The organism is Anaerovirgula multivorans (assembly GCF_900188145.1).
Lineage (GTDB): Bacteria > Bacillota > Clostridia > Peptostreptococcales > Natronincolaceae > Anaerovirgula > Anaerovirgula multivorans.
The window spans coordinates 248889-269488 of the sequence record NZ_FZOJ01000003.1 but is presented as its reverse complement, the minus strand read 5'-3'; the positions used below and the strand labels follow the sequence as shown (position 1 = coordinate 269488).

The 20600-nt window shown below is 36.1% G+C and carries 18 protein-coding genes, 1 pseudogene and 1 riboswitch; of the genes and pseudogenes, 17 read left to right on the top strand and 2 right to left on the bottom strand.

Annotated features, from left to right (window positions below):
* Window positions 1-3 precede the first annotated feature (3 nt).
* Window positions 4-243: a YkoF family thiamine/hydroxymethylpyrimidine-binding protein gene (locus CHB72_RS04985; RefSeq protein ID WP_089281753.1), complete on the top strand. Its 240-nt coding sequence runs from the start codon at window positions 4-6 to the stop codon at window positions 241-243.
* A 102-nt stretch (window positions 244-345) separates the two neighbouring features.
* Here the strand turns inward: CHB72_RS04985 and CHB72_RS04980 are convergent, their stop codons facing one another.
* The gene (locus CHB72_RS04980; protein ID WP_176431204.1) at window positions 346-1683 is read right to left on the bottom strand and encodes a Sapep family Mn(2+)-dependent dipeptidase; all 1338 of its coding nucleotides are present in this window, start codon (window positions 1681-1683) and stop codon (window positions 346-348) included.
* A 180-nt stretch (window positions 1684-1863) separates the two neighbouring features.
* Between CHB72_RS04980 and CHB72_RS04975 the strand changes: the two genes are divergently transcribed.
* The 14 genes from CHB72_RS04975 (at window position 1864) to cobO (ending at window position 16338) form a co-directional block, all read left to right on the top strand.
* Window positions 1864-3414 (top strand): putative polysaccharide biosynthesis protein, encoded by a 1551-nt coding sequence (locus tag CHB72_RS04975; RefSeq protein WP_089281751.1) that lies wholly within the window; start codon window positions 1864-1866, stop codon window positions 3412-3414.
* A 151-nt stretch (window positions 3415-3565) separates the two neighbouring features.
* The gene (locus CHB72_RS04970; protein ID WP_089281750.1) at window positions 3566-4060 is read left to right on the top strand and encodes an FMN-binding protein; all 495 of its coding nucleotides are present in this window, start codon (window positions 3566-3568) and stop codon (window positions 4058-4060) included.
* 131 nt (window positions 4061-4191) lie between these two features.
* A complete protein-coding gene (locus CHB72_RS04965; protein ID WP_089281749.1) occupies window positions 4192-4377 on the top strand; it encodes a hypothetical protein in 186 nt (61 codons plus the stop codon).
* A 231-nt stretch (window positions 4378-4608) separates the two neighbouring features.
* A complete protein-coding gene (locus CHB72_RS04960; protein WP_089281748.1) occupies window positions 4609-6747 on the top strand; it encodes a ribonucleoside triphosphate reductase in 2139 nt (712 codons plus the stop codon).
* A 414-nt stretch (window positions 6748-7161) separates the two neighbouring features.
* A complete protein-coding gene (locus tag CHB72_RS04955) occupies window positions 7162-8811 on the top strand; it encodes a PucR family transcriptional regulator (protein WP_089281747.1) in 1650 nt (549 codons plus the stop codon).
* A gap of 170 nt (window positions 8812-8981) precedes the next feature.
* Entirely contained in the window at window positions 8982-10559 is a 1578-nt protein-coding gene (locus tag CHB72_RS04950; RefSeq protein ID WP_089281746.1) for an OPT/YSL family transporter, read from the top strand.
* Window positions 10560-10616: 57 nt separating this feature from the next.
* On the top strand, window positions 10617-10766 hold the full coding sequence (locus CHB72_RS26310; RefSeq protein ID WP_176431203.1) for a hypothetical protein: 150 nt from the start codon (window positions 10617-10619) through the stop codon (window positions 10764-10766).
* 25 nt (window positions 10767-10791) lie between these two features.
* Window positions 10792-11865, top strand: coding sequence for a DUF917 domain-containing protein (locus tag CHB72_RS04945; protein WP_089281745.1), 1074 nt, complete (start codon window positions 10792-10794; stop codon window positions 11863-11865).
* Window positions 11866-11879: 14 nt separating this feature from the next.
* Window positions 11880-12812 (top strand): DUF1177 domain-containing protein, encoded by a 933-nt coding sequence (locus CHB72_RS04940; RefSeq protein ID WP_089281744.1) that lies wholly within the window; start codon window positions 11880-11882, stop codon window positions 12810-12812.
* Between the two features lie 18 nt (window positions 12813-12830).
* Complete coding sequence (locus tag CHB72_RS04935; RefSeq protein WP_089281743.1) at window positions 12831-13508, top strand: AroM family protein; 678 nt, start codon at window positions 12831-12833, stop codon at window positions 13506-13508.
* Window positions 13509-13521: 13 nt separating this feature from the next.
* A complete protein-coding gene (locus tag CHB72_RS04930; protein WP_089281742.1) occupies window positions 13522-14463 on the top strand; it encodes an aminopeptidase in 942 nt (313 codons plus the stop codon).
* Between the two features lie 22 nt (window positions 14464-14485).
* Window positions 14486-15319 (top strand): hypothetical protein, encoded by an 834-nt coding sequence (locus CHB72_RS04925; RefSeq protein ID WP_089281741.1) that lies wholly within the window; start codon window positions 14486-14488, stop codon window positions 15317-15319.
* A gap of 194 nt (window positions 15320-15513) precedes the next feature.
* Window positions 15514-15651, top strand: a complete 138-nt coding sequence (locus CHB72_RS04920) for a PadR family transcriptional regulator (protein WP_089281802.1) — start codon at window positions 15514-15516, stop codon at window positions 15649-15651.
* 168 nt (window positions 15652-15819) lie between these two features.
* Entirely contained in the window at window positions 15820-16338 is a 519-nt protein-coding gene (gene cobO, locus CHB72_RS04915; RefSeq protein WP_330396980.1) for a cob(I)yrinic acid a,c-diamide adenosyltransferase, read from the top strand.
* A 956-nt stretch (window positions 16339-17294) separates the two neighbouring features.
* Here the strand turns inward: cobO and CHB72_RS28450 are convergent.
* Window positions 17295-17549, bottom strand: a pseudogene (locus CHB72_RS28450) (hypothetical protein); the annotation flags it as partial.
* 59 nt (window positions 17550-17608) lie between these two features.
* Window positions 17609-17800, top strand: a riboswitch (cobalamin riboswitch).
* 185 nt (window positions 17801-17985) lie between these two features.
* Between CHB72_RS28450 and nikA the strand changes: the two are divergent.
* Together nikA and opp1B are read left to right on the top strand one after the other, a co-directional pair.
* Entirely contained in the window at window positions 17986-19587 is a 1602-nt protein-coding gene (gene nikA, locus CHB72_RS04905; RefSeq protein WP_089281739.1) for a nickel ABC transporter substrate-binding protein, read from the top strand.
* 82 nt (window positions 19588-19669) lie between these two features.
* The gene (opp1B, locus tag CHB72_RS04900; protein ID WP_089281738.1) at window positions 19670-20599 is read left to right on the top strand and encodes a nickel/cobalt ABC transporter permease; all 930 of its coding nucleotides are present in this window, start codon (window positions 19670-19672) and stop codon (window positions 20597-20599) included.
* Window position 20600: the final 1 nt, after the last annotated feature.

Here is a 20600-nt window from a genome sequence, read left to right as displayed (position 1 = left end):
TCCATGATTCATGCAGAAGTTTCTTTATATCCATTAAAAAGTAGAAATGCTGGGGACGTAATTAACAGTTCTATTGACGCTCTTAAAAGAGAAGGGGTAGAATATAATGTAGGCCCTATGGCGACCCATCTTCATGGTAATGAGGAGCAGGTATGGAGTAGTTTAAAAAAACTATTTAACGAAGCACAGGGTTCTGGAGAAGTAAGTATGGTAGTTACCATCACCAACGCAGCAGACCATTAAATAAGAAGGAATGTAGAGGCGAAAAAACTCTACATTCCTTCTTATTACTTTGTATAAGGGACTGACACAAAATCATCTACTTTTGGTCATCTGCTTATCTACCTACTGCCCTAAGCTAGCAATTGCCTTAGCATAAATAAGAAAGCATTTCATCAAACTATCTATATTCATATACTCATTTTGCTTATGGGCCATTTTTTCTTCACCAGGGAAAAGAGGACCAAAAGCAACAAAATTTTTAAAGCCTCTTGCATAGGTGGCACCGCCAGTTGACAATGGTGTACTATTTTGCTGGACTACTTCTTCATAAACCATTCTCAAGGTTTGTACTAGTGGATGATCTTCAGGAACATATAAAGGAGGTAATGAGTCCAAAACCTCTAGCTCTAATTCATATTTAGATGTACTCCTTTTTAATAGAGATAGTACTTCTTCTTTTTCCTTTAAAACTGGAATTCTTATATCTAAGTAAACCTCATGTAAATCTTTATCGATGTTGACTTTGGCTACATTAAAGGTTAATTTACCGGAAACTGTATCATAATAGTTATCAAATATTTTTCTAGCATAAACATCCTCTCCCACTTCTTGTGCAATAAAATCTATAATAGGAGAGGATATATTATTATTAAATAGTAGAATAGCAGTTCTAACAATAGCATTAATCCCTTCCCATGTTTTGGCAGAATGAGCTGTTTTGCCTAAAAGAGTAAAGGTATTTCCTTCGGAATTATAGTTGTAGCTTGAAGCATGAGCGGCCGCTATAATACCTTCTGTTTTTTCTCCTGTATAACTGCAACTGTCAGGAACACTATTTAAAGCAGTGCCTCCTATCATGGCAAAATTCACCTTTTCCTTAGAGGTGAGTCTAATCTGTAAAAGGCTTTTTTCTGCATTGATTAGAGGAAAATCAGAGTCAGGGATAAATCCATAAGCTGGGATTTCTTCTTCCTTAAGATATTTATTTATACATTTCCAGCCAGTTTCTTCATTCGTACCTAGAATTAGACGAATCCTTTTTTTTAGGGGTAGCTTTGCTTCACGAACCGCTTTCATAGCATAAAGTGCAGCCAGCAAGGGTCCCTTGTCATCAATAGAACCCCGCCCATAAATTTTGTTGTTTGCTATTTTTCCACTAAAGGGTGGGAAAATCCAGGTTCCTGCTTTTTCAACTGGAACTACATCTAAATGAGCTGCTAAACCAATTAATTCTTCTCCTTCACCCATTTCAATGTATCCATAATACCCATCTTTATATACCGCTTTAAATCCAAACTCTTTTCCTAGATTAAGAACAAATTTTAGTGCATCATCTACTCCTTTTCCAAAGGGCATACCTTCTTTAGGTTCTCCCTCCACGCTATTAAATTGAATTAACTGTTGAAGAGATGAGATTAATTGATCCTTTTGTTCATTAATGATATTTTCTAATTGATCCATAGAAAACTCCTTTTCATTTATTAAACAAGCCATTATCTTTACTTAGTATGGCTTGTTACATTAGTTATATTTATTCTTGGCATGTTTTTTTATGATTCAAAGAAAATCAAGAAAAAACATAATGTTACTCCCCATAAGAATATATTAATATAGAATATTTCATTGTGAGGGAGTACATTTATGTCTAATAAAAAATTTATTAAAGGGGCATTCATATTAGGTATAGCAGGCCTAACTGCCAAGTTTCTAGGCGTTTTTTTCAAGATCCCGTTACAAAGACTAATTCATGATGAGGGTATGGGTCTTTTTGGTTTGCCTTACCCGATTTATACGATTATGCTTTCTATTTCTATTATTGGTTTGCCTGCTGCTGTTTCCAAGATGATTTCCGAAAAAATAGCTGTTGGAGATTATGGAGGTGTTAGAAGGGTTTTTCGTATTTCATTTTTTATTATTATTGGTCTTGGAATTTTTTCTTCATGCTTTCTATTTTTTGGTGCTAAAGCAATCATCACATTACTGGATTGGCCACAGGAGACCTACTATTCCATAATAGGTTTATCCTTTGCACCGTTTTTTGTATCTATTATGTCTGCTTTTAGGGGATATTTTCAAGGAATGCAAATCATGATACCCACTGCATTATCTCAAATCATGGAGCAGATAGGCAGGGTGATTATAGGCGTGGGCTTAGCTTATATGTATATAGAAAGAGGGATAGGTTATGCAGCAGGGGCGGCCTCTTTTGGAGCTACAGCAGGGGCTTTTTTTGGTGCTTTATTGTTGTTATTTTACTACTTAAAGAGAAGAAAAGCATTAGTGGATTACTCCCTCTATACATATAAAAAGGATAGAGATGGTACTTTAATTATAGTTAGAAGACTAATTTGGTTAGCGATTCCTATTACTATTGGAGCAATTTTAAGCTCGGTTATGGGACTGATAGACTCCATTATTGTGCCAGGAAGACTGCTGCAGGGGGGCTATACTTTGGAAGGAGCAACAATACTTTATGGAAGATTAACAGGGAAAGCAGTTACCCTTATGAATGTTCCTTTAACCTTCAGTATGGCAATGGCAGCAAGTCTAGTGCCTGCAATATCTGAAGCTAACAGCAGAAAAAACATGAGAGAGTTAATTGAAAAAGCACAAACTGGCATAAAAATCACCATGATGATCGCTTTGCCAGCCACTATTGGACTTTCTCTTCTAGCTTCTCCCATCGTTCATCTGTTATGGGGGCAAACAGAAGCAGGTGGAAATATTTTAAAAATCTTAGCCTTTAATGTGCTATTTATTGCATTAGCTCAAACCTTAACCAGCATTTTACAGGGAATGAATAAGGTATTTATTCCCGTAAGAAATTTATTTATTGGGGTTATTGTGAAGGTAATTATTAGTTATTTCTTGCTAGTAACTCATTTCAATATTATTGGAGCTGTGATCGGCTCCATCTGTGGATATTTTTCTGTGGCAGTCTTGAATTATATTGAAATCAGAAAAAGTATTTCTTTAAAAATTCCTATTAAGGAAGTAATCATAAAACCAGTATTTGCAACAACGATTATGGCAATTATAGTAGTTTTTATATTTAACTATAGCTATTTACATCTTCAACGTGAAGCTTTAGCAACGATACTTTCTATATTATGCGGGATGATTTCCTATGGTGGAGTTATACTATTGACAAATATGCTTCATCCTCATCAAAAAAAAATGTTTTTTAAGTAAAATAAACTATTGATACAAAAATTTTATGAATAGCCTTCTATTTATGATGCAAAATCACGAATAGAGGGCTTACTTTTGTGCAAACTATGATAAAGGGCATTTCATTATAAAAGTATTTCTGTTCAATAAAATTATTTGAGAGGTGACTTTTATGAAAAAATCATTTGTACTATTACTTATAGCTGTAATGGTTATCTTTGCAGCAGTAGGCTGTAGGCCAGTGGAGGTTCCACCGCCTGCTCCAGAAGAAACACCTGAGGAAACTCCAGAAGAAACACCTGAAGAAACTCCTGAGGCTAGAGAAATGGATTATGAGGATGGAACTTATCAGGCTGAACTCGAGCCTGATGAAAGAGGCTGGCAAGCTAGAATTGAATTGATTGTAGCAGATGGCGAGATTACTGAAGTAAATTATGATGAATATGATGAGGAGGATAATCCTAAATCAGAAGATGAAGAGTATAATGAAAGATGGGAATCTGCCTCAGGTATCAGTGCACCAGAAGCATACCCACAATTAGAACAAGACCTTATTGAAAAACAAGATGTTGAAGTGGTAGATACAATATCAGGGGCCACTCAAACTGTAGAAAAATTTAAAGATGTAGTTGCTCAAGCATTAGAAGAAGGACCACAAGAAGAATAATCGTTGAATTAGGTTTAAAAAAGTCCAATACCTGGAGTAAATAAAAGGTAATTGGACTTTTTTTATTCTGCGTCTATATCACAGGATTTGAGGAATACTATAATTGATTATATAATAAAGGAGGATCATAAATGAGGGATAAGTATATAATATTTAGTGAAAATGGTGTTTTAGAGAACGTTGTGTCAAGGGATGAAGCGATTGAGAAGGTAAAGCAATACCATGAACATGGTGTAGATGCATATATTGTATCAGAAACAGAAGGCCAACGTATCCAAGAAAATCAGGAAGAGTTTCAACGACCTAAGTGGAAATAAAAGGGTGTATTGCACACCCTTTCTTGTTTGGAATGAAAATTCTACAAATAACTAGTTAAAAAAACAAAAAAGTTCAATGAATAAATTTTGAAGGATGTCGATGTATTCTGTAGAAATTATGGGAAAAAAGTATTTTTTGTGCCTATAGTTCTATTGTTTAATTAGGTATAATAATGTAATATATACAATATATAGTAGTCGAGATGAAATTTAATACAATAGGAGGTCACTATGGGGGTTATAAAAGTTCAAAAAAGAAATGGTGAAATTGTTGATTTTGACAGTGCTAAAATAAGAAGTGCTATTTTTGCCGCTGCACAATCAGTTGGAGGCAAAGATGAAATGAAGGCTTCTAAGTTGACAAAAATGATAGTAGATATTTTAAATGAAACCTACAGAGCCAGTATTCCTTCAGTTGAAGATATTCAGGATATTGTAGAGAAAATATTAATTGAAGAGGGTCATGCTAAAACAGCGAAGGCCTACATAATATATAGGAAAAAACATGAAGAAATTAGAGAAGTTAGAAATCTTTTTATGGATGCAGAAGAAATGATAGAAGAATATGTTACCTTAGAGGATTGGCGTGTTAACGAAAATGCCAACATGGGTTTTTCTTTACAAGGATTAAATAATCATATTGTCGAAAGTATTACGACAAAATATTGGTTAAATAAAATTTACCGAAAAGAGCTGAGAGATGCCCATATAAGAGGAGATTTACATATACATGATTTGGGGTTATTGGCACCCTATTGCTGTGGATGGGATCTAGAAGCATTCTTGAGACGTGGATTCAAAGGAGCTAAAGGAAAAATAGAATCTAAACCTCCAAAGCACTTTGAATCAGCATTAGGGCAGCTAGTAAACTTGCTTTATACCCTTCAAGGGGAAGCAGCTGGTGCTCAGGCAGTTTCAAGTCTCGATACATATTTAGCACCCTTTATTCATTATGATCAATTAGATTATGAACAAGTAAAAAAGGCCTTACAAAGATTTGTCTTTAACCTCAATGTACCAACAAGAGTGGGCTTTCAAACACCATTTACTAATGTTACTTTAGATATCGCTCCCCATCAGTTATTAAGAAAACAGCCTGCCATTGTTGGCGGTGAAAATATGGATAAAACCTATGGAGAATTCCAAAGGGAAATGGATATGTTTAATAAAGCCTTCTGTGAAGTAATGATGGAAGGAGATGGGGCAGGACGAGCCTTTAGCTTTCCTATTCCAACAGTAAATATTACTGATGATTTTCCTTGGGATGCAGAAGTAGTAGATTCTCTTATGGAAATGACAAGAAAGTTTGGTACTCCATATTTTGCGAATTTCGTAAATTCTGATTTATCTCCCGAGGATATTCGTTCTATGTGTTGCCGTCTGCGATTAGATAATAGAGAATTAAGAAAACGTGGAGGCGGACTGTTCGGCGCCAATCCTTTGACTGGTTCTATTAACGTTGTAACTTTAAATATGGCTAGAATAGGTTATGCAGCTACAACAATGGAAGAGTTCAAGAAAAGAGTTAGAGAATTAATGGAACTATCTAAAGAAATATGTGAATCTAAGAGAAAAGTGCTGGAACAATATATGGATGCTGGGTTATATCCTTATTCTAGATACTATTTAGAGGGAGTAAAGGATGGTATGGGAGAGTATTTTAAAAACCATTTCTCTACAATAGGATTAAATGGTATGAATGAGGCTTGTGTAAATCTACTGGGGGTAGACATAACAACAGAAGAAGGAAATGAATTTGCAGTAGAAATTATGGAATTTATGAACCGTGTGATTCAAATATTCCAAGAGGAAACCGGTAGTTTATGGAATCTAGAAGCTTCGCCTGCTGAAGGTGCTTCCTATAGATTTGCAAGATTAGATAAAAAAATGTATCCTAAAATCTATACACAAGGAGAGGCAGAACCCTATTATACAAATTCAACGCAGCTTCCTGTAGGCTATACAAAGGATATTTTTGAGGCTCTTGAGCTGCAAGAACGGCTACAAACTCTATACACAGGGGGAACAGTACTACATGGATTTATAGGAGAAGCGATAGACAGTGTAGAAACCTGTAAAACTTTAATTAAGAAAGTAATGGAAAATAGTAGTATACCATACATAACGATTACACCTACCTTTTCTATATGCCCAGATCACGGTTATCTAACAGGTGAACAACCAGAATGTCCACAATGTAGCAGAGAGACAGAAATCTGGACACGGGTAGTTGGATTCCATAGACCAGTACAGGCCTGGAATAAAGGAAAGCAAGAGGAGTACAAGGATCGACAGGAATTTGATTGTGCAGTTTCGTTAAAGTTGGATACCGAAAAAGAAGTTGAATACTGTGAGACAGCGATTTCGTAAAGACTTAAATGGTGGGATGATGAATAAGAGAGCATCAATAGTTTATAGATATTAATAAAATTTAATAGCTGTAATATGGTGGAGCTAGCCAAACAACTTTTATTTAGCTAGCTTCATGGTATCTAGAAACCCGTACTGTATAAAAATTACTGTACGGGTTTTCAACATATTTTGTGTCTTGAAGGTATTACAGATGTGTGATTATGAGTTGAAATATACGGTTTCGCTCAAAACTGTGGACTGCAAAACAACTGAAGGAGGTTTTGTGTGAACAGGTTGGATTGTTGACAAGTTCAACCGCCTCTTGGTTTGCCTCTAGTAAGGACTTGTATATTTTGATAAAATAACAGTAAGGTCATTGGAACAATTAACAGGACATGGTCGGCAGTTTTTTCTTGGAAGAGGTGAACAAAGATGGAAAATCATATTCCGAACATTATAAATGAAATGATGAGCACCACAGCGGTTTATGACGAGCATAGTTTAACTGTAGAAGAAGTATTAAACCTTCCAGACTTTGCCGGATTTAAGCTTTTAGGCGGCAGCTCTGGACTGCAAAATCGCTGCAAGCATATAACAATACTTGAAACTCCTGAGGGAATTAGCTGGCTAACTGGTGGTGAGTTTTTGCTGACAGCTGGGTATGCTTTAAAGGATAGAGAGGATAAAAAGAGCAGTATGATTTTAGATGCTCATCAAAGAAAAGTATCTGCTGTCGCTGTTAAGGAGAATAGATATTTTGGTGAAATTAGTAAGCAGCTAATAGACGATGCTAATACGTATGGTGTTCCTCTTATAGAGATCTCCCGTAATGTTATTTATACTGAAGCAATATCTAGTTTTTATAATATGTTGTTTTATAGAAAAAATGAATATATTCTTAATTTGAACAACATCTATGCCAAATTATTGGATCTATCTTTTGAAAATAAGGATGTTAATGGAATAATCTATTCTCTATCAAATTTATCTAATTCTAATGTGTTTTTATGCGATAGATACCTTAATCCTATTACTTATAATATCATTGATTCTTCAAGCTATGACAAATTAGCCAACAAGATTCCCTTTAGTAAGAAGGGAGCACCTGCCGTAAAGGAAATTAAGGATTATTGTATAAATAAGGAAATTATGGGTGTCTATATAAGTATCTATCCCTTAGTACGAGATAATAAACCCTTAGGATACGTATACATTGTAAATAGCTCTAAGCTTGATAAGCTAGCGCAAAGCTCTATCGAGTATGGAATATCAATTATATCCATGAAACTTGATATAGATCAGGCTAGGAGTTTTAGTCAAGCTAGGCTTAATAAGACGCTTATAGAAATCATGTTAAATAATAAAGAGCTTCCTGACGAATTTTATGAAAATGTAGAGAAGGACCTTGGTTGGGATAGGGAAGGACATATTGTTGGTATATGTATTAAGATTCACATAAAAAAAGATACTCATATAGATGAGTGCAAAAACAGTGTTTATAGTGTGCTAAACAATATATTAGAAAAGGGAAACTATTTATCTAAGGACAAGAAAAATGAAGTTTTTGTATTTACAAATATAGAAGCAAGGGCTCATTTAGAGGAGGTAGTTTCTAAAATAGTAGCGTCTTTGCAAGATTATGACGATGCTTATTTGGTGGCAGTGGGGATATCAAATGTTTATAAGCGTATTAAAAACATAGAGAAAATGTATAATGAAGCATATCTAGCAGCATTATTTAGTAATCATGACAGTATTTATTTTAACTCACTAGATACAATAAAGCTGTTATATCCTTTAAAAGACGATAATGAAGTACATGAATATTATAATAGGACCATCAGAAAATTAGAAAAGTATGATGAAGATCAAGGTACTAATTTGCTAGAGACGGTAGAGTGTTATTTAAGATATAATTTCAATAGAAAAATAGCGGCCTCCAAGTTGTTTATTCATGTGGAGACGCTAAGGTATAGATTAAATCGTATAGAGGAAATAACAGGATACTCGTTAAATGATACTGAGGGAATATTTGCTTTGCAAATGGGATTGAAATTAAAAAAGCTAATAAAAATAAAATGAGCCTTTATTCAATAGGAGTCTTAACTATATATGAAGGATAAGATAGTATAAAGCTTATGTTTATGAGAAGTCATAAAAGCATGAGCTTTATTTTTATGAATTTATAGAATTGTTCTATAGATTTATAATTGCTATAATATTTAGAAAATAGATAAAAGGAGGAGTATAGTATGTCAAACAAAGAAAACTATGCAAACAGACCTAAGGAAAAAGTTAGCGCATTTGAGGTTCCTACATTTGCATTAGGAATAGTATTATCAATCTTATCAGCGATAATTTGCATGCAGATTATCGGAAAAGTAGGAGTAACCCCCAATACCTCACTCATTGGCGCCATAGTTGCAATGGTAATTGCAAGAATACCATTGCAGTCCTTTCTTAAGTTTAGATCATTAGAAAGGCAAAACTTGCTTCAAACAGCAGTGTCCGGTGCAGGTTTTGCTGCTGCCAACTGTGGGTTTCTTACTATGGCCATCTTTTTTGTTTTGGGAGAGACAGGATTTATTCTGCCCATGGCTGTAGGTTCACTCGTAGGGTTGGTAATTTCAATTACTGTGGTGGGAAAAATATTTGATAGTAGTATTTTCCCAGCTGAAGCTGCATGGCCTCCAGGAGTAGCTACAGCTCAAGCTATTAAAGCAGGAGATGAAGGAGGAGAAAAAGGCAAAAGATTGTTACAAGGTCTAATTATAGGAGGCATTGGGAGTTATTTTAACTTGCCAGCAGCTGGCATTGGTATAGTTTTTATTGCTAACATTTTTTCAATGGCTGCATTAGGCACAGGTTTACTCATTAGGGGATACTCAACAGCAATTTTTAATGGATTAAATTTAGGCGATACCTATATACCCCATGGCATTATGATTGGTGCTGGAATGATGGCGTTAATTCAGTCTATAAAGATTATTCTTAAAGGTGGTAAAAAAGAAAAATCAGAAGTAGTAACACACACTAGATCAGATGATGAAACTAAAAGGAATTTAGCTCAAGGAATCTTACTATTCTTAGGCGGTGCCGTTGTTTTAGCTCTTGTTTCAGGTGTTTTCTCTCAATTAGGTATTGGTAAATTAGTACTTTGGTTATTATGGGCAACATTTTCTGCTGCTGCAGCTATGTTGCTGGTAGGTATGGCGGCTATGCACTCAGGATGGTTTCCTGCCTTTGCAATTACAACAATATTTATGACTATAGGTATCTTTTTCGGATTTCCAATCGTTCCTCTTGCATTGTTGACTGGTTATGTTAGTTCTGCAGGACCATGCTTTGCTGATATGGGTTATGACCTCAAAGCTGGTTGGATACTAAGAGGCGAAGGGGAAGATAAAGAGTATGAGTTATATGGAAGAAAGCAGCAAATTATTTTAGAAGTAATAGGTGGATTTATTGGCATCGTCGTTGTTTTGTTAACCATGAATATGTACTTTGCAACAGATTTGCTTCCACCTATCAGTAGAGTATTTGCTTCTACTGTTGCTGCCTCTGCGGATCCTTCGTTATTAAGAACTCTTTTGATCTGGGCAGTGCCTGGAGTCATATTACAGATAGTAGGCGGAACGTCTAGAATGGTAGGGGTACTATTTGCAACTGGCTTGCTAATTAATAATCCAATCTATGGGGTAGGTGTTATTTTAGCAGTTATTGTTCGTTTGATATTTGGTACTAAGTTTATGGAAATTAGGGATGCTGGACTGATTGCCGGTGATGGACTTTATGGATTCTTTAGTGCATTAATAAAGGCACTAATATAAAAAAGAGACTTAATTCAGGGGAGCTTTTGCTCCCGCTGAATTGGAGTCTAAATTACTTTGTACAGTACTTCATCAGTCTGCACTGGAATGTCTACCATTGGAATAGCAAAAGAACTTGAAAAGGCTTGCAAAATTCCTGTTGTTGATCCTGTTATTGCTGAAGGCTTGATTACTTATTATGAATGCATGAGAAGAAATACTAAATAACGAAATCTTAAGTTGGGGTGGTATTATGAAGGGCAGGATAAAGCTAAATAAAGAGATGTTAAAGTATGCATTAATTGGAGGAGCCATACTTGGCGGAGGTGGAGGAGGTTCTATGGAATTAGGAGAAGCATCCGGGAATATAGCTTTAAACTATGGTGAATTACAACTAGTAGATATAGATGAAATTCCAAATGATGCATTAATTGTTACGGCATCAGCAGTTGGTGCTCCGGCTGCGGTTGATAAATATGTGAAACCCAGGGATTATGTAAGGACTGTTGAGATACTACAGGAAAATACTGGTTTAAAGCTTGGTGGAATAATTACCAATGAAAATGGCGGAGCGGCAACGATGAATGGGTGGATTCAAGCAGCTATTTTAGGCATTCCTTTGATAGATGCTCCATGCAATGGAAGAGCCCATCCCACTGGAACCATGGGCAGTATGGGATTGAATAATGTACCAAACTTTGTATCCTATCAAGCCTTTGCTGGTGGCAATGCTGAGCTGGGAAATAGAATAGAGGGTTTCTTTAAAGGAGATATTTCTAAGACAGCAGCTTTGATAAGACAATCTGCCGTTCAGGCCGGTGGGTTAGTGGCAGTTGCTAGAAATATTGTGGAAGCCAGATATGTCAAAGAAAATGGAGCAGTTCATGGAATAAGTCATGCCATAGAAACAGGCAGGAAATTTTATGAAGGGCTTAAAATATCTCCATATGATGCTATAAAAACAGTAGCTAGTTTTCTAAAGGGTGAAATCGTTGTTGAGGGAACCGTATCTGAATTTGAGTTGGTTACTGAAGGAGGATTTGATGTAGGCAGAGTTGTTGTAAAAGGAATTGAAATGACTTTTTGGAATGAATACATGACCCTTGAAGTTAATAAGGATCGGCTGTATACTTTCCCGGATCTAATTATGTCCTTTGATAAGTCGACAGGTTTACCCCTGACCACTGCTGAGATTAAGAAGGATCAAGAAATCGTAATAATAGCTACCAAGAAGGAAAATCTTAAGCTGGGCAGCGGTATGTTTGATCATAAATTGTTACAAGAGATCAAGCCTATAGTGAATAAAGATATCTTAAAATATATTTAGTAGGAGGGGATTTTATGTTATTAAAACAAATTCTAGAGGTATATGAGTATATTGATAGAGCCACTGCAAGTGGACAAGAAATAAAGGAATTTTTAGAATCCTATGGAGCAAAGGACGTAGAGGTTAAGACCATAACAGGACACAGAGGAAAAACAGACTTTATTAGAATTAGAATCCCGGGAAAAAAGGGTAAATCTAAGGGGATGGAGGCACCTACTATAGGAGTATTGGGTAGGCTTGGTGGTATAGGTGCCAGACCGGAGATGATTGGTATGGTTTCTGATGCCGATGGAGCAGTGGTTGCATTGGCAGTGGCTGCAAAGCTTTTGGATATGCAAAACAAAGGAGACTTTTTAGACGGAGATGTAGTTGTATCAACACATATTTGTCCTGATGCACCGACGCAGCCCCACAAACCAGTACCTTTTATGGGGTCCCCCGTTGATATGGCTACAGTAAATAAGGAAGAGGTAGACGGAGAACTGGATGCTATTTTATCCATTGATACCACCAAAGGAAACAGGGTTATTAATACTAGAGGCTTTGCAATATCTCCCACCGTCAAAGAAGGATATATTTTAAAAATCAGCGATGATTTGCTGGATATTATGCAGATTACTACTGGTAAACTGCCTGAAGTATTTCCTGTAACGATGCAGGATATTACTCCCTATGGCAATGATTTATATCATATCAATAGTATATTGCAGCCGGCTACTGCTACTGCAGCTCCTGTGGTGGGCGTGGCTATAACTACTGAAGTTGCTGTTCCGGGATGTGCCACTGGAGCTAGTCATCCCTATGATATGGAGTTAGCTGCTAGGTTTACTCTGGAGGTTGCTAAGGCCTATGGTAGAGGAGATTGTAAGTTCTATGATGAGGCTGAGTTTGAAATGATAATTAAAAAGTATGGAAATATGCATCATATACAAACACTTGGTAAATAGGAGGTTATAGAGGCTATTATGAAAAAAAAGCTAGGAGCTATCACGATTGGGCAGTCACCAAGGGTTGACGTTATACCAGAAATGGTAGAGTTTTTGGGAGACAATGTGGAAGTCATAGAAGCTGGAGCGCTAGATGGGCTTACTTATGAAGACATTTTGGCGTTTCAACCAGAAGACGATGATTATGTTTTGGTTTCTAAGCTCAAGGATGGGAAAAGTGTAAAGTTTGCTGAAAGATATATATTACCAAGACTACAGGAATGTATTGATAAACTAGAGAGGGAGGGTGCAGATGTCATTCTATTTATCTGTACTGGAGTATTCCCAGATATTTTCAAATCCAAGAAACCAATTTTATATCCTCAAAAAATCTTGCATGGCGTTACACCGCAACTGGTTGACAAAGGTAAGCTAGCTGTTATTACTCCCGATAAGGATCAGGTAGTGCAAAGCCAGAAAAAATGGTGTGAAACTGGTGTTGAAGTAATCGCAGTCCCTGCATCACCCTATACAAAAGAGGATGAATTATCTGGTGCTATAACAATGTTAAAGAAAAAAGACATTGATGTAATTGTCATGGACTGCATTGGATATAACCAGGCTATGAAGAAAAAGGTATCTGAGGGGACTGGAAAACCGGTAGTTTTGGCTAGAACAATGGTAGCAAGAGTTCTTGGAGAGATACTAAATTCATAAAGAGGTGGAGATAGTGAGTAAAAAATCAGGCTATAGAGTCGTTATAGAAGATTGTTTAGCTGTAAAAAAAAATGAGACTGTTTTAATACTAACAGATGATAAAAAGATATCCATAGGTAAATCCCTATATGAGGAAGGAAAAAAGCTGGCAAAAGAAGCAGTTCTCATGATTATGGAGCCTAGAAAGGTAAGTGGGGAAGAGCCGCCGGAGGTAATTGCTGAAGCGATGAAGAATTTTGATGTAATCATCTGTCCTACGTCTACTTCTATCACCCATACGAATGCTAAAATTAATGCAGTGAAGGCTGGAGCAAGATTAGCCAGTATGCCAAATATTACTGAGGATATGTTTCATGAGGGAGCAATCACTGCTGATTACACAGAGGTGGAGAAGCTTACATTGAAACTTACGGAGATATTATCTAAGACTAAAACTGCAAAGCTTATCAAGGACGACTATATCCTTGAAATGTCACTGGATGGTAGAGATGGCGTGGCTAGTACTGGGGTATATAAAAACTCAGGGGAGGCAGGTAATCTGCCTTCCGGCGAAGCTTATATTGCTCCAGTTGAAGGAAGTGCTAATGGAGAAATGTTGGTGGATGGTAGCATGGTAGGGGTTGGTATATTACAAACGCCTTTACATATGAAAATCGTGGATGGCAGGTTAACTGAAGCAAAAGGAGAGGATCGTCAAAAGATCGAGGTGCTTTTTAGTAATGAAAGAAATGGCACTTTAGGTGAGCTAGGAATTGGAACCAATCATGCGGCAAGGTTGACAGGTGTAATCCTTGAAGATGAAAAAATCTATGGTACTGTCCATATTGCTTTTGGCACCAATACTTCTTTTGGAGGAAGAAATAAAGCAGATTGCCACCTAGATGGTGTGGTAATAAACCCTACTCTGTACCTTGACGATTTATTGGTACTGAAAGAGGGTAAATTTATGATTTAGGTTTTCTAATAGGAGTGATTTTTTGGATAAGATTCAAGTGACCTTAACTGTGGAAGAAGGCAAGGAAATCATTGCTCTAGGGATATTAAAGCACCCGTTGTTAACACGTGGTTTAGAAAAAGGAAAGGTTTTATTTAAAGGTGGAACTACGGTTTCAAGGATTACTGAGAAGCTAGTGGGTCTGCCTCTAAGGATTAGTGGCAGAATAACTCCTAGAGGGACTGTAGCTGGTTTAAATAATATAGATGAACCACACTCTATAATCATTAATAAAGGTAGTTGGATGAATGTAGATGAAAAAAATGTAATAGAAGCTCAAAAATTTACTAGCCAAGATGTAATCGTCTGTGGTGCTAATGCTTTTGATGCAAAGGGAAGAGCAGCTTTAATGGCTGGAAGTCCAGGTGGTGGAAATGTAGGACTGTCTATGAGCACTTGGTGCTCAGAGGGGACAACGGTTATTATTCCCGTAGGCATTGAAAAAATGATACCTGGAGATTTAGATGAAATAATTAAGAAGAGTTCAAGAACAGGAAAAAAACTTGCTTGGGGTATGTCGGTTGGGCTTCTACCCATTTATGGAGAAATATTTACAGAGGTTGAGGCTATTAAGAAATTAGCTGACGTGGATTGTTTTCCAATAGGTGCTGGAGGATTGAGTGAAGCCCAGGGCAGTGTAACCCTAGAAATATGGGGAGATAAAGAAGAATTAAAAAAAGTGATAGATATATTAAAAATAGTTAAAAGTAAGAACATAATCACTTCAGGCTTAAAAGATTCGTTAGTTGAATGTGAAGCCATATGTCACAATTGTTCTAGACATCTAGGGTGTGGATATAAAGCTAAGGCTTTGTAAAAAGGAACGGAAAAATCCGCTGATATCATCTATAATTGTCCCTCTGACGCGGCTCTTTAAAGAGCCGCGTTTTATATCAATAATATAAGTAAAGGATTTTAACAATCATACTAGAAACTAGATGCTTTAAAGCTATAAAAGGAAAACCACCTGCTACGGGTGGTTCTGATTGTTTGTTGACAGGTAGCACAACAATGCTGATATTAAAGTTACTTAAAGATAAAGATATGTACGGATATCAGATGATTGAGGAGATTGTAAAACGATCAGATAATACATTTTCATTAAAAGCGGGGGCACTTTATCCCTTGCTGCATACGCTTGAAGAATAGGGAATGGTAAGCTCTTATGACAAAAATGCAGACTAGACAAAGGGACGGCAGGTAGTTTTTACGCAACCTGACGTTCCTTTGGGTTCCCTGGAATCATTGAATAAAAGCATCAATGGAGGTATAATCAAACTAAATAACAGCTTTGATAAATAGAGGAGGTAAAAAATCATGGATTCTAAAGGATATGTACAAGTCTATACTGGTAATGGCAAAGGAAAAACCACTGCTGCTCTTGGTCTTTCTCTTCGTGCTGTATGTGCAGGAAAAAAAGTTTTTATTGGTCAATTTATTAAAGGGATGGCTTATAGTGAATTAAAAGCAATGGATCATTTACCAGGGTTAACCATTAAACAATATGGCTTGGATTGTTTTATTGTTAATGATCCTACAGAAGAGGATATTAAAATTGCCCAAAGAGGTTTAAGGGAAATGCAAGCAATTATAAAAGAGGGGAAATATGATGTTGTAGTAATGGATGAGCTGAATATTGCTCTTTATTATCACTTATTTCTAATAGAGGATGTACTAGAAATTATAAAAAACAAGCATCACAAGCTTGAATTGATCATAACGGGTAGATATGCTAAAAAAGAAATTTTAGAGGTTGCAGATTTGGTTACAGAAATGAAAGAAATAAAGCATTATTATCAAAAAGGGGTAGAAGCAAGAGTAGGTATAGAAAAGTAAATTGTGCTAAAGTGAAAAAAAGAAGCCTATTTTATTAAACCATATATGCATAAATTTAAAATACTAAATACTTTGAATAATAATATATATAACGGAGGGAAGCTTTCTAAAGGAGAATACATCAACAATGGAACAAAGCTTATTATTGTAATAACAGCTCTAATATAAAATAAGATTATTATTTTTTCCATAAAAAATTGCCCTTCATTCATCTCCGAATTTATTCATTCAATGGAATCGTAGCATGGCTAGAAATAATATACAATCCAAGTGTAATGAAATGGGGATAGAATGTAACAAAAAAATTTGTTTGAGTGTCAAGGGACCGGGGTTGTTGACATAGACGAAAGCTTTCGAAAAGATCAGAGTTAAACTAAGAATAAAGAAGGTGCCAGGGGAGGCTCCGAAAAACTCTTTAATATTAAAATTTAATACCGTATATAGTAATGATATAATCTACACCATACTATATGGAGTGTAGTCGTAATGAAGAAAGGTACTTTTTCGGAGCTTTCCCAGGCGCTCAACTTATCTGGCATTTAATTTATTCACTTTTAACTTATTGTAAATATTTTCACCTTTTGACGAAGAAAAGTCAGAAGGTGTTTTTATGTAGCAGGATTGTTTAAAAGTAAGAGTTATCTTTATATTCAAAGCAGAGTGCCTAAAAAAGCCGTTAACTCTAGAATCTCATCTTTGACACTTGCAGAAGAGAAAAAGCTTGTAACCTATTAAAAATACTAGGTTTCAAGCTTTTTTTGTGTTCTCAAAAAGTGAGTAATGTTTTTTATTTTTTAGTGTTTTTAAAAATTTTTTTCATATCCCTTAACCCTTGTACGATTTCCGCGCATGTGAACTTGTTATCTAAGCGCTTTTCAAGATATCTGTAGAGTAGCACTCTTCAATCTCCTATCGTCTGTGATTGACCTTTTTCTTTAATCCAATGCTCTTTGTAGAAGGAATAGATAGCCGCCATTAAAAGAGCGTTGCTTTTCTTTTTCAATAAGTTTTGTAGGCGAGTATAGAACCATGATTTTACTGGTGTCTTCTTTTTCTTTTTTGTTAAGTTCTTCGATGTATTTTTTCGCCTACTCATCAATAGGATCTTCGCCGTTTAATTTTTTAAGGAGCTCGTCGTATGTACCAAGTTTTTCAACGATTTTTGAAGTGGATTTTATTTTTGCGACTGTCAAAGACCCGAGGAAATTCATTAAAGTATTTGATGTTGACAGGAAACAATAGACAATATATAATTAGATTGTTAAAAATCTAATATTCTAAGATAATAGGTTTGAAGGATCAAGGAAGTTGGCCTTCGATTAAAAGGGAAACAGGTGTAAATCCTGTACGGTCCCGCCGCTGTAAAAGAGTAGTAGTGCAAAATATGCCACTGTTGATATGGGAAGGCTTTGCACTGTGATGATACTTGAGTCAGAAGACCTGCCTATTACTATAAATCATAACTCTACGGAGGATAGGGGGTATGTTTTGATAAAATACAGGTTATTTTACCAATAATCTCCTTATGTAGTTAAGGAGATTTTTTTGTTGCAGAAATTTGAGAATAATAGCAATTTTACTGGTGAAATCTTTAGTTGATAGGGATTATAATATTAGATTTATTAAAAATTAGGAGGAGAAAAAGCAATGAAATACAACAAAATAATAGTCATGATATTGGTTTTAGCATTAAGTTTCTCTATAGTAGGCTGTAGCACATCAACAACAGAAACAAGTGGAGAGATGAATGGAGAAAAAACACAATTGGTATACGCCAGTACAAAGGATATAAGAGACATTAACCCCCATGCCTACTCTGGAGAAATGGCAGCACAAAATATGGTTTTTGAATCCTTAGTTATTAATACAGAAGATGGGGTAAAACCTTGGTTAGCTGAAAATTGGGAGATATCAGAGGATGGGAAGACCTATACCTTCAAATTGAGGAAAGATGTCAAATTTACTGATGGAGAGGTGTTTACTGCAGCAGCAGCTAAGATGAATATCGATGCCGTCATGAATAATTTTGAAAGACATGCCTGGCTAGAGCTAGTAAACCAAATAGACCATGTAGATATTGTTGATGAGTTTACTATTGATTTGGTACTAAAAAACCCTTATTATCCTACCCTCAGTGAATTGGCATTAACGAGACCCTTTAGATTTATATCTCCTAACTCTTTTATTGATGGCAACACCAAAGACGGTGTAAATGGTTACATTGGCACAGGTCCTTGGGTGCTTAGCGAGCATAAAGAAAATCAGTATGCAATATTTACTGCCAATGAATCCTACTGGGGTGAAAAAGCAAAGCTTAGTGCCGTTAAATGGCAAGTTATGCCGGATCATCAGACCATACTTCTTGCCCTTGAAAAGGGAGAAATCGACCTATTATTTGGAGCTGATGGGGACATGATTGATTTAGATTCTTTTAAGGCTTTAGAAGATAGGGGGGAATATGTCACTGTAATGAGTGAGCCGATAGCTTCTAGGGCCATCCTATTAAATTCTAACAAACAGATTACAGGAGATATCAAGGTAAGAGAAGCCTTGCAATACGCCATAGATAAAGAAGCCATCGCTGAGGGTATACTTAATGGTTCGGAATCTGTAGCAGATACCTTACTGTCTCCTACTGTTCCCTATTGTAATGTAGACTTGGAAAAAAGATCCTATGATATAGATAAGGCATCAAAACTTTTGGATGCAGCCGGTTGGACTTTAGGTAATGATGGTTATCGGTACAAGGATGGTGCTAAAATGGAAATCACTATTTATTACAATTCCGATAATAGTCAAGAACGTACGATTAGTGAATATATGCAAGATAATTTTAAAAATGCAGGTGTAAGCTTGAACATAGTTGGTGAAGAAAAACAAGCCTTCTTAGATCGACAAAAAACAGGAGAGTTTGACCTTCAATACTCTTTATCTTGGGGTACTCCCTACGATCCTCAATCCTACGTATCCTCATGGAGAATCCCAGCCCATGGTGACTATCAGGCTCAAGTAGGACTAGAAAAAAAGACATGGCTAGATGAAATGATTGGAAATGTTATGATCGAAACCGACGAAAATAGACGACAAGAAATGTACAATGAGATATTAACCTATATTCACGATGCTAGTGCATACATACCACTAACTTATTCTAGAACAAAAGCGGTATATGGACCCTCTTTAAGAGGTGTTGGCTTTAATGTATCGCAATATGAGATACCTTTTGAAAACATGTATTTTCAGCAATAATGCTAATGTAGGATTCCTTACTAAGTAGGGAATCCTATATAAAAGATGATGTTTAGATCTGAATTAGTAAGGGGGGGAATCAATGAGAAATTATATAATTCGTCGAATATTATTTATTATACCGATATTAATAGGAATAACCTTCATTTCGTTTTTGCTAATTAATTTAAACACCAGTGATCCGGCAGAAGTTGCCCTAAGGGTCAATGAAATTACCCCTACCGATGAAGCGGTAGCCGCTATGCGAGAAGAATTAGGGTTAGACAAACCTTTTTTTGAGAGGTATATTATTTGGTTAGGAAATAGTCTACGCTTTGACTTTGGAAATAGTTATATAAATAACAAGTCAGTTTCAGATGAAATGCTAAGCGCATTACCAGCTACACTATATTTGGCAGCAATAGCACTTATGATGATTTTGGGAATTAGTATTGTGGCAGGGATTTTATGCGCTATATTTGAAGACTCTATAGGAGATAAAACAATACGAGGAATCATATTTGTTGGGACGGCAATGCCTAACTTCTGGGTGGGGCTACTGCTGATGTGGCTGTTTGCTGTAAAATTGGACATGTTCCCTACCAGTGGAATGAGTGGTTTTAGCTCAGTGATTTTGCCGGCAGCTACATTATCCTTAAGCTACATTTCCATCTATACGCGATTGATTCGAAATAACATGGTACAAAATAAAAATGAGAATTATGTACTGTATACCCGTGTAAGGGGTTTGAAGAATTGGACTGTCACGAAACATATATTTAGAAATTCAATCCAATCCTCTATTACGGCACTAGGAATGTCCATTCCTAAACTTATAGCTGGAACTGTAATTGTAGAAAATATTTTTGCGTGGCCAGGAATTGGAAGATTGTGTGTCAGTGCTATATTTAATCGAGATTATCCCATTATTCAAGCCTATATTGTTATGATGGCGCTATTATTTGTGGTATGTAATCTAATCGTGGATATCATCAGTGCATCCCTAGACCCTAGGATAAGGAGGACAACATAGT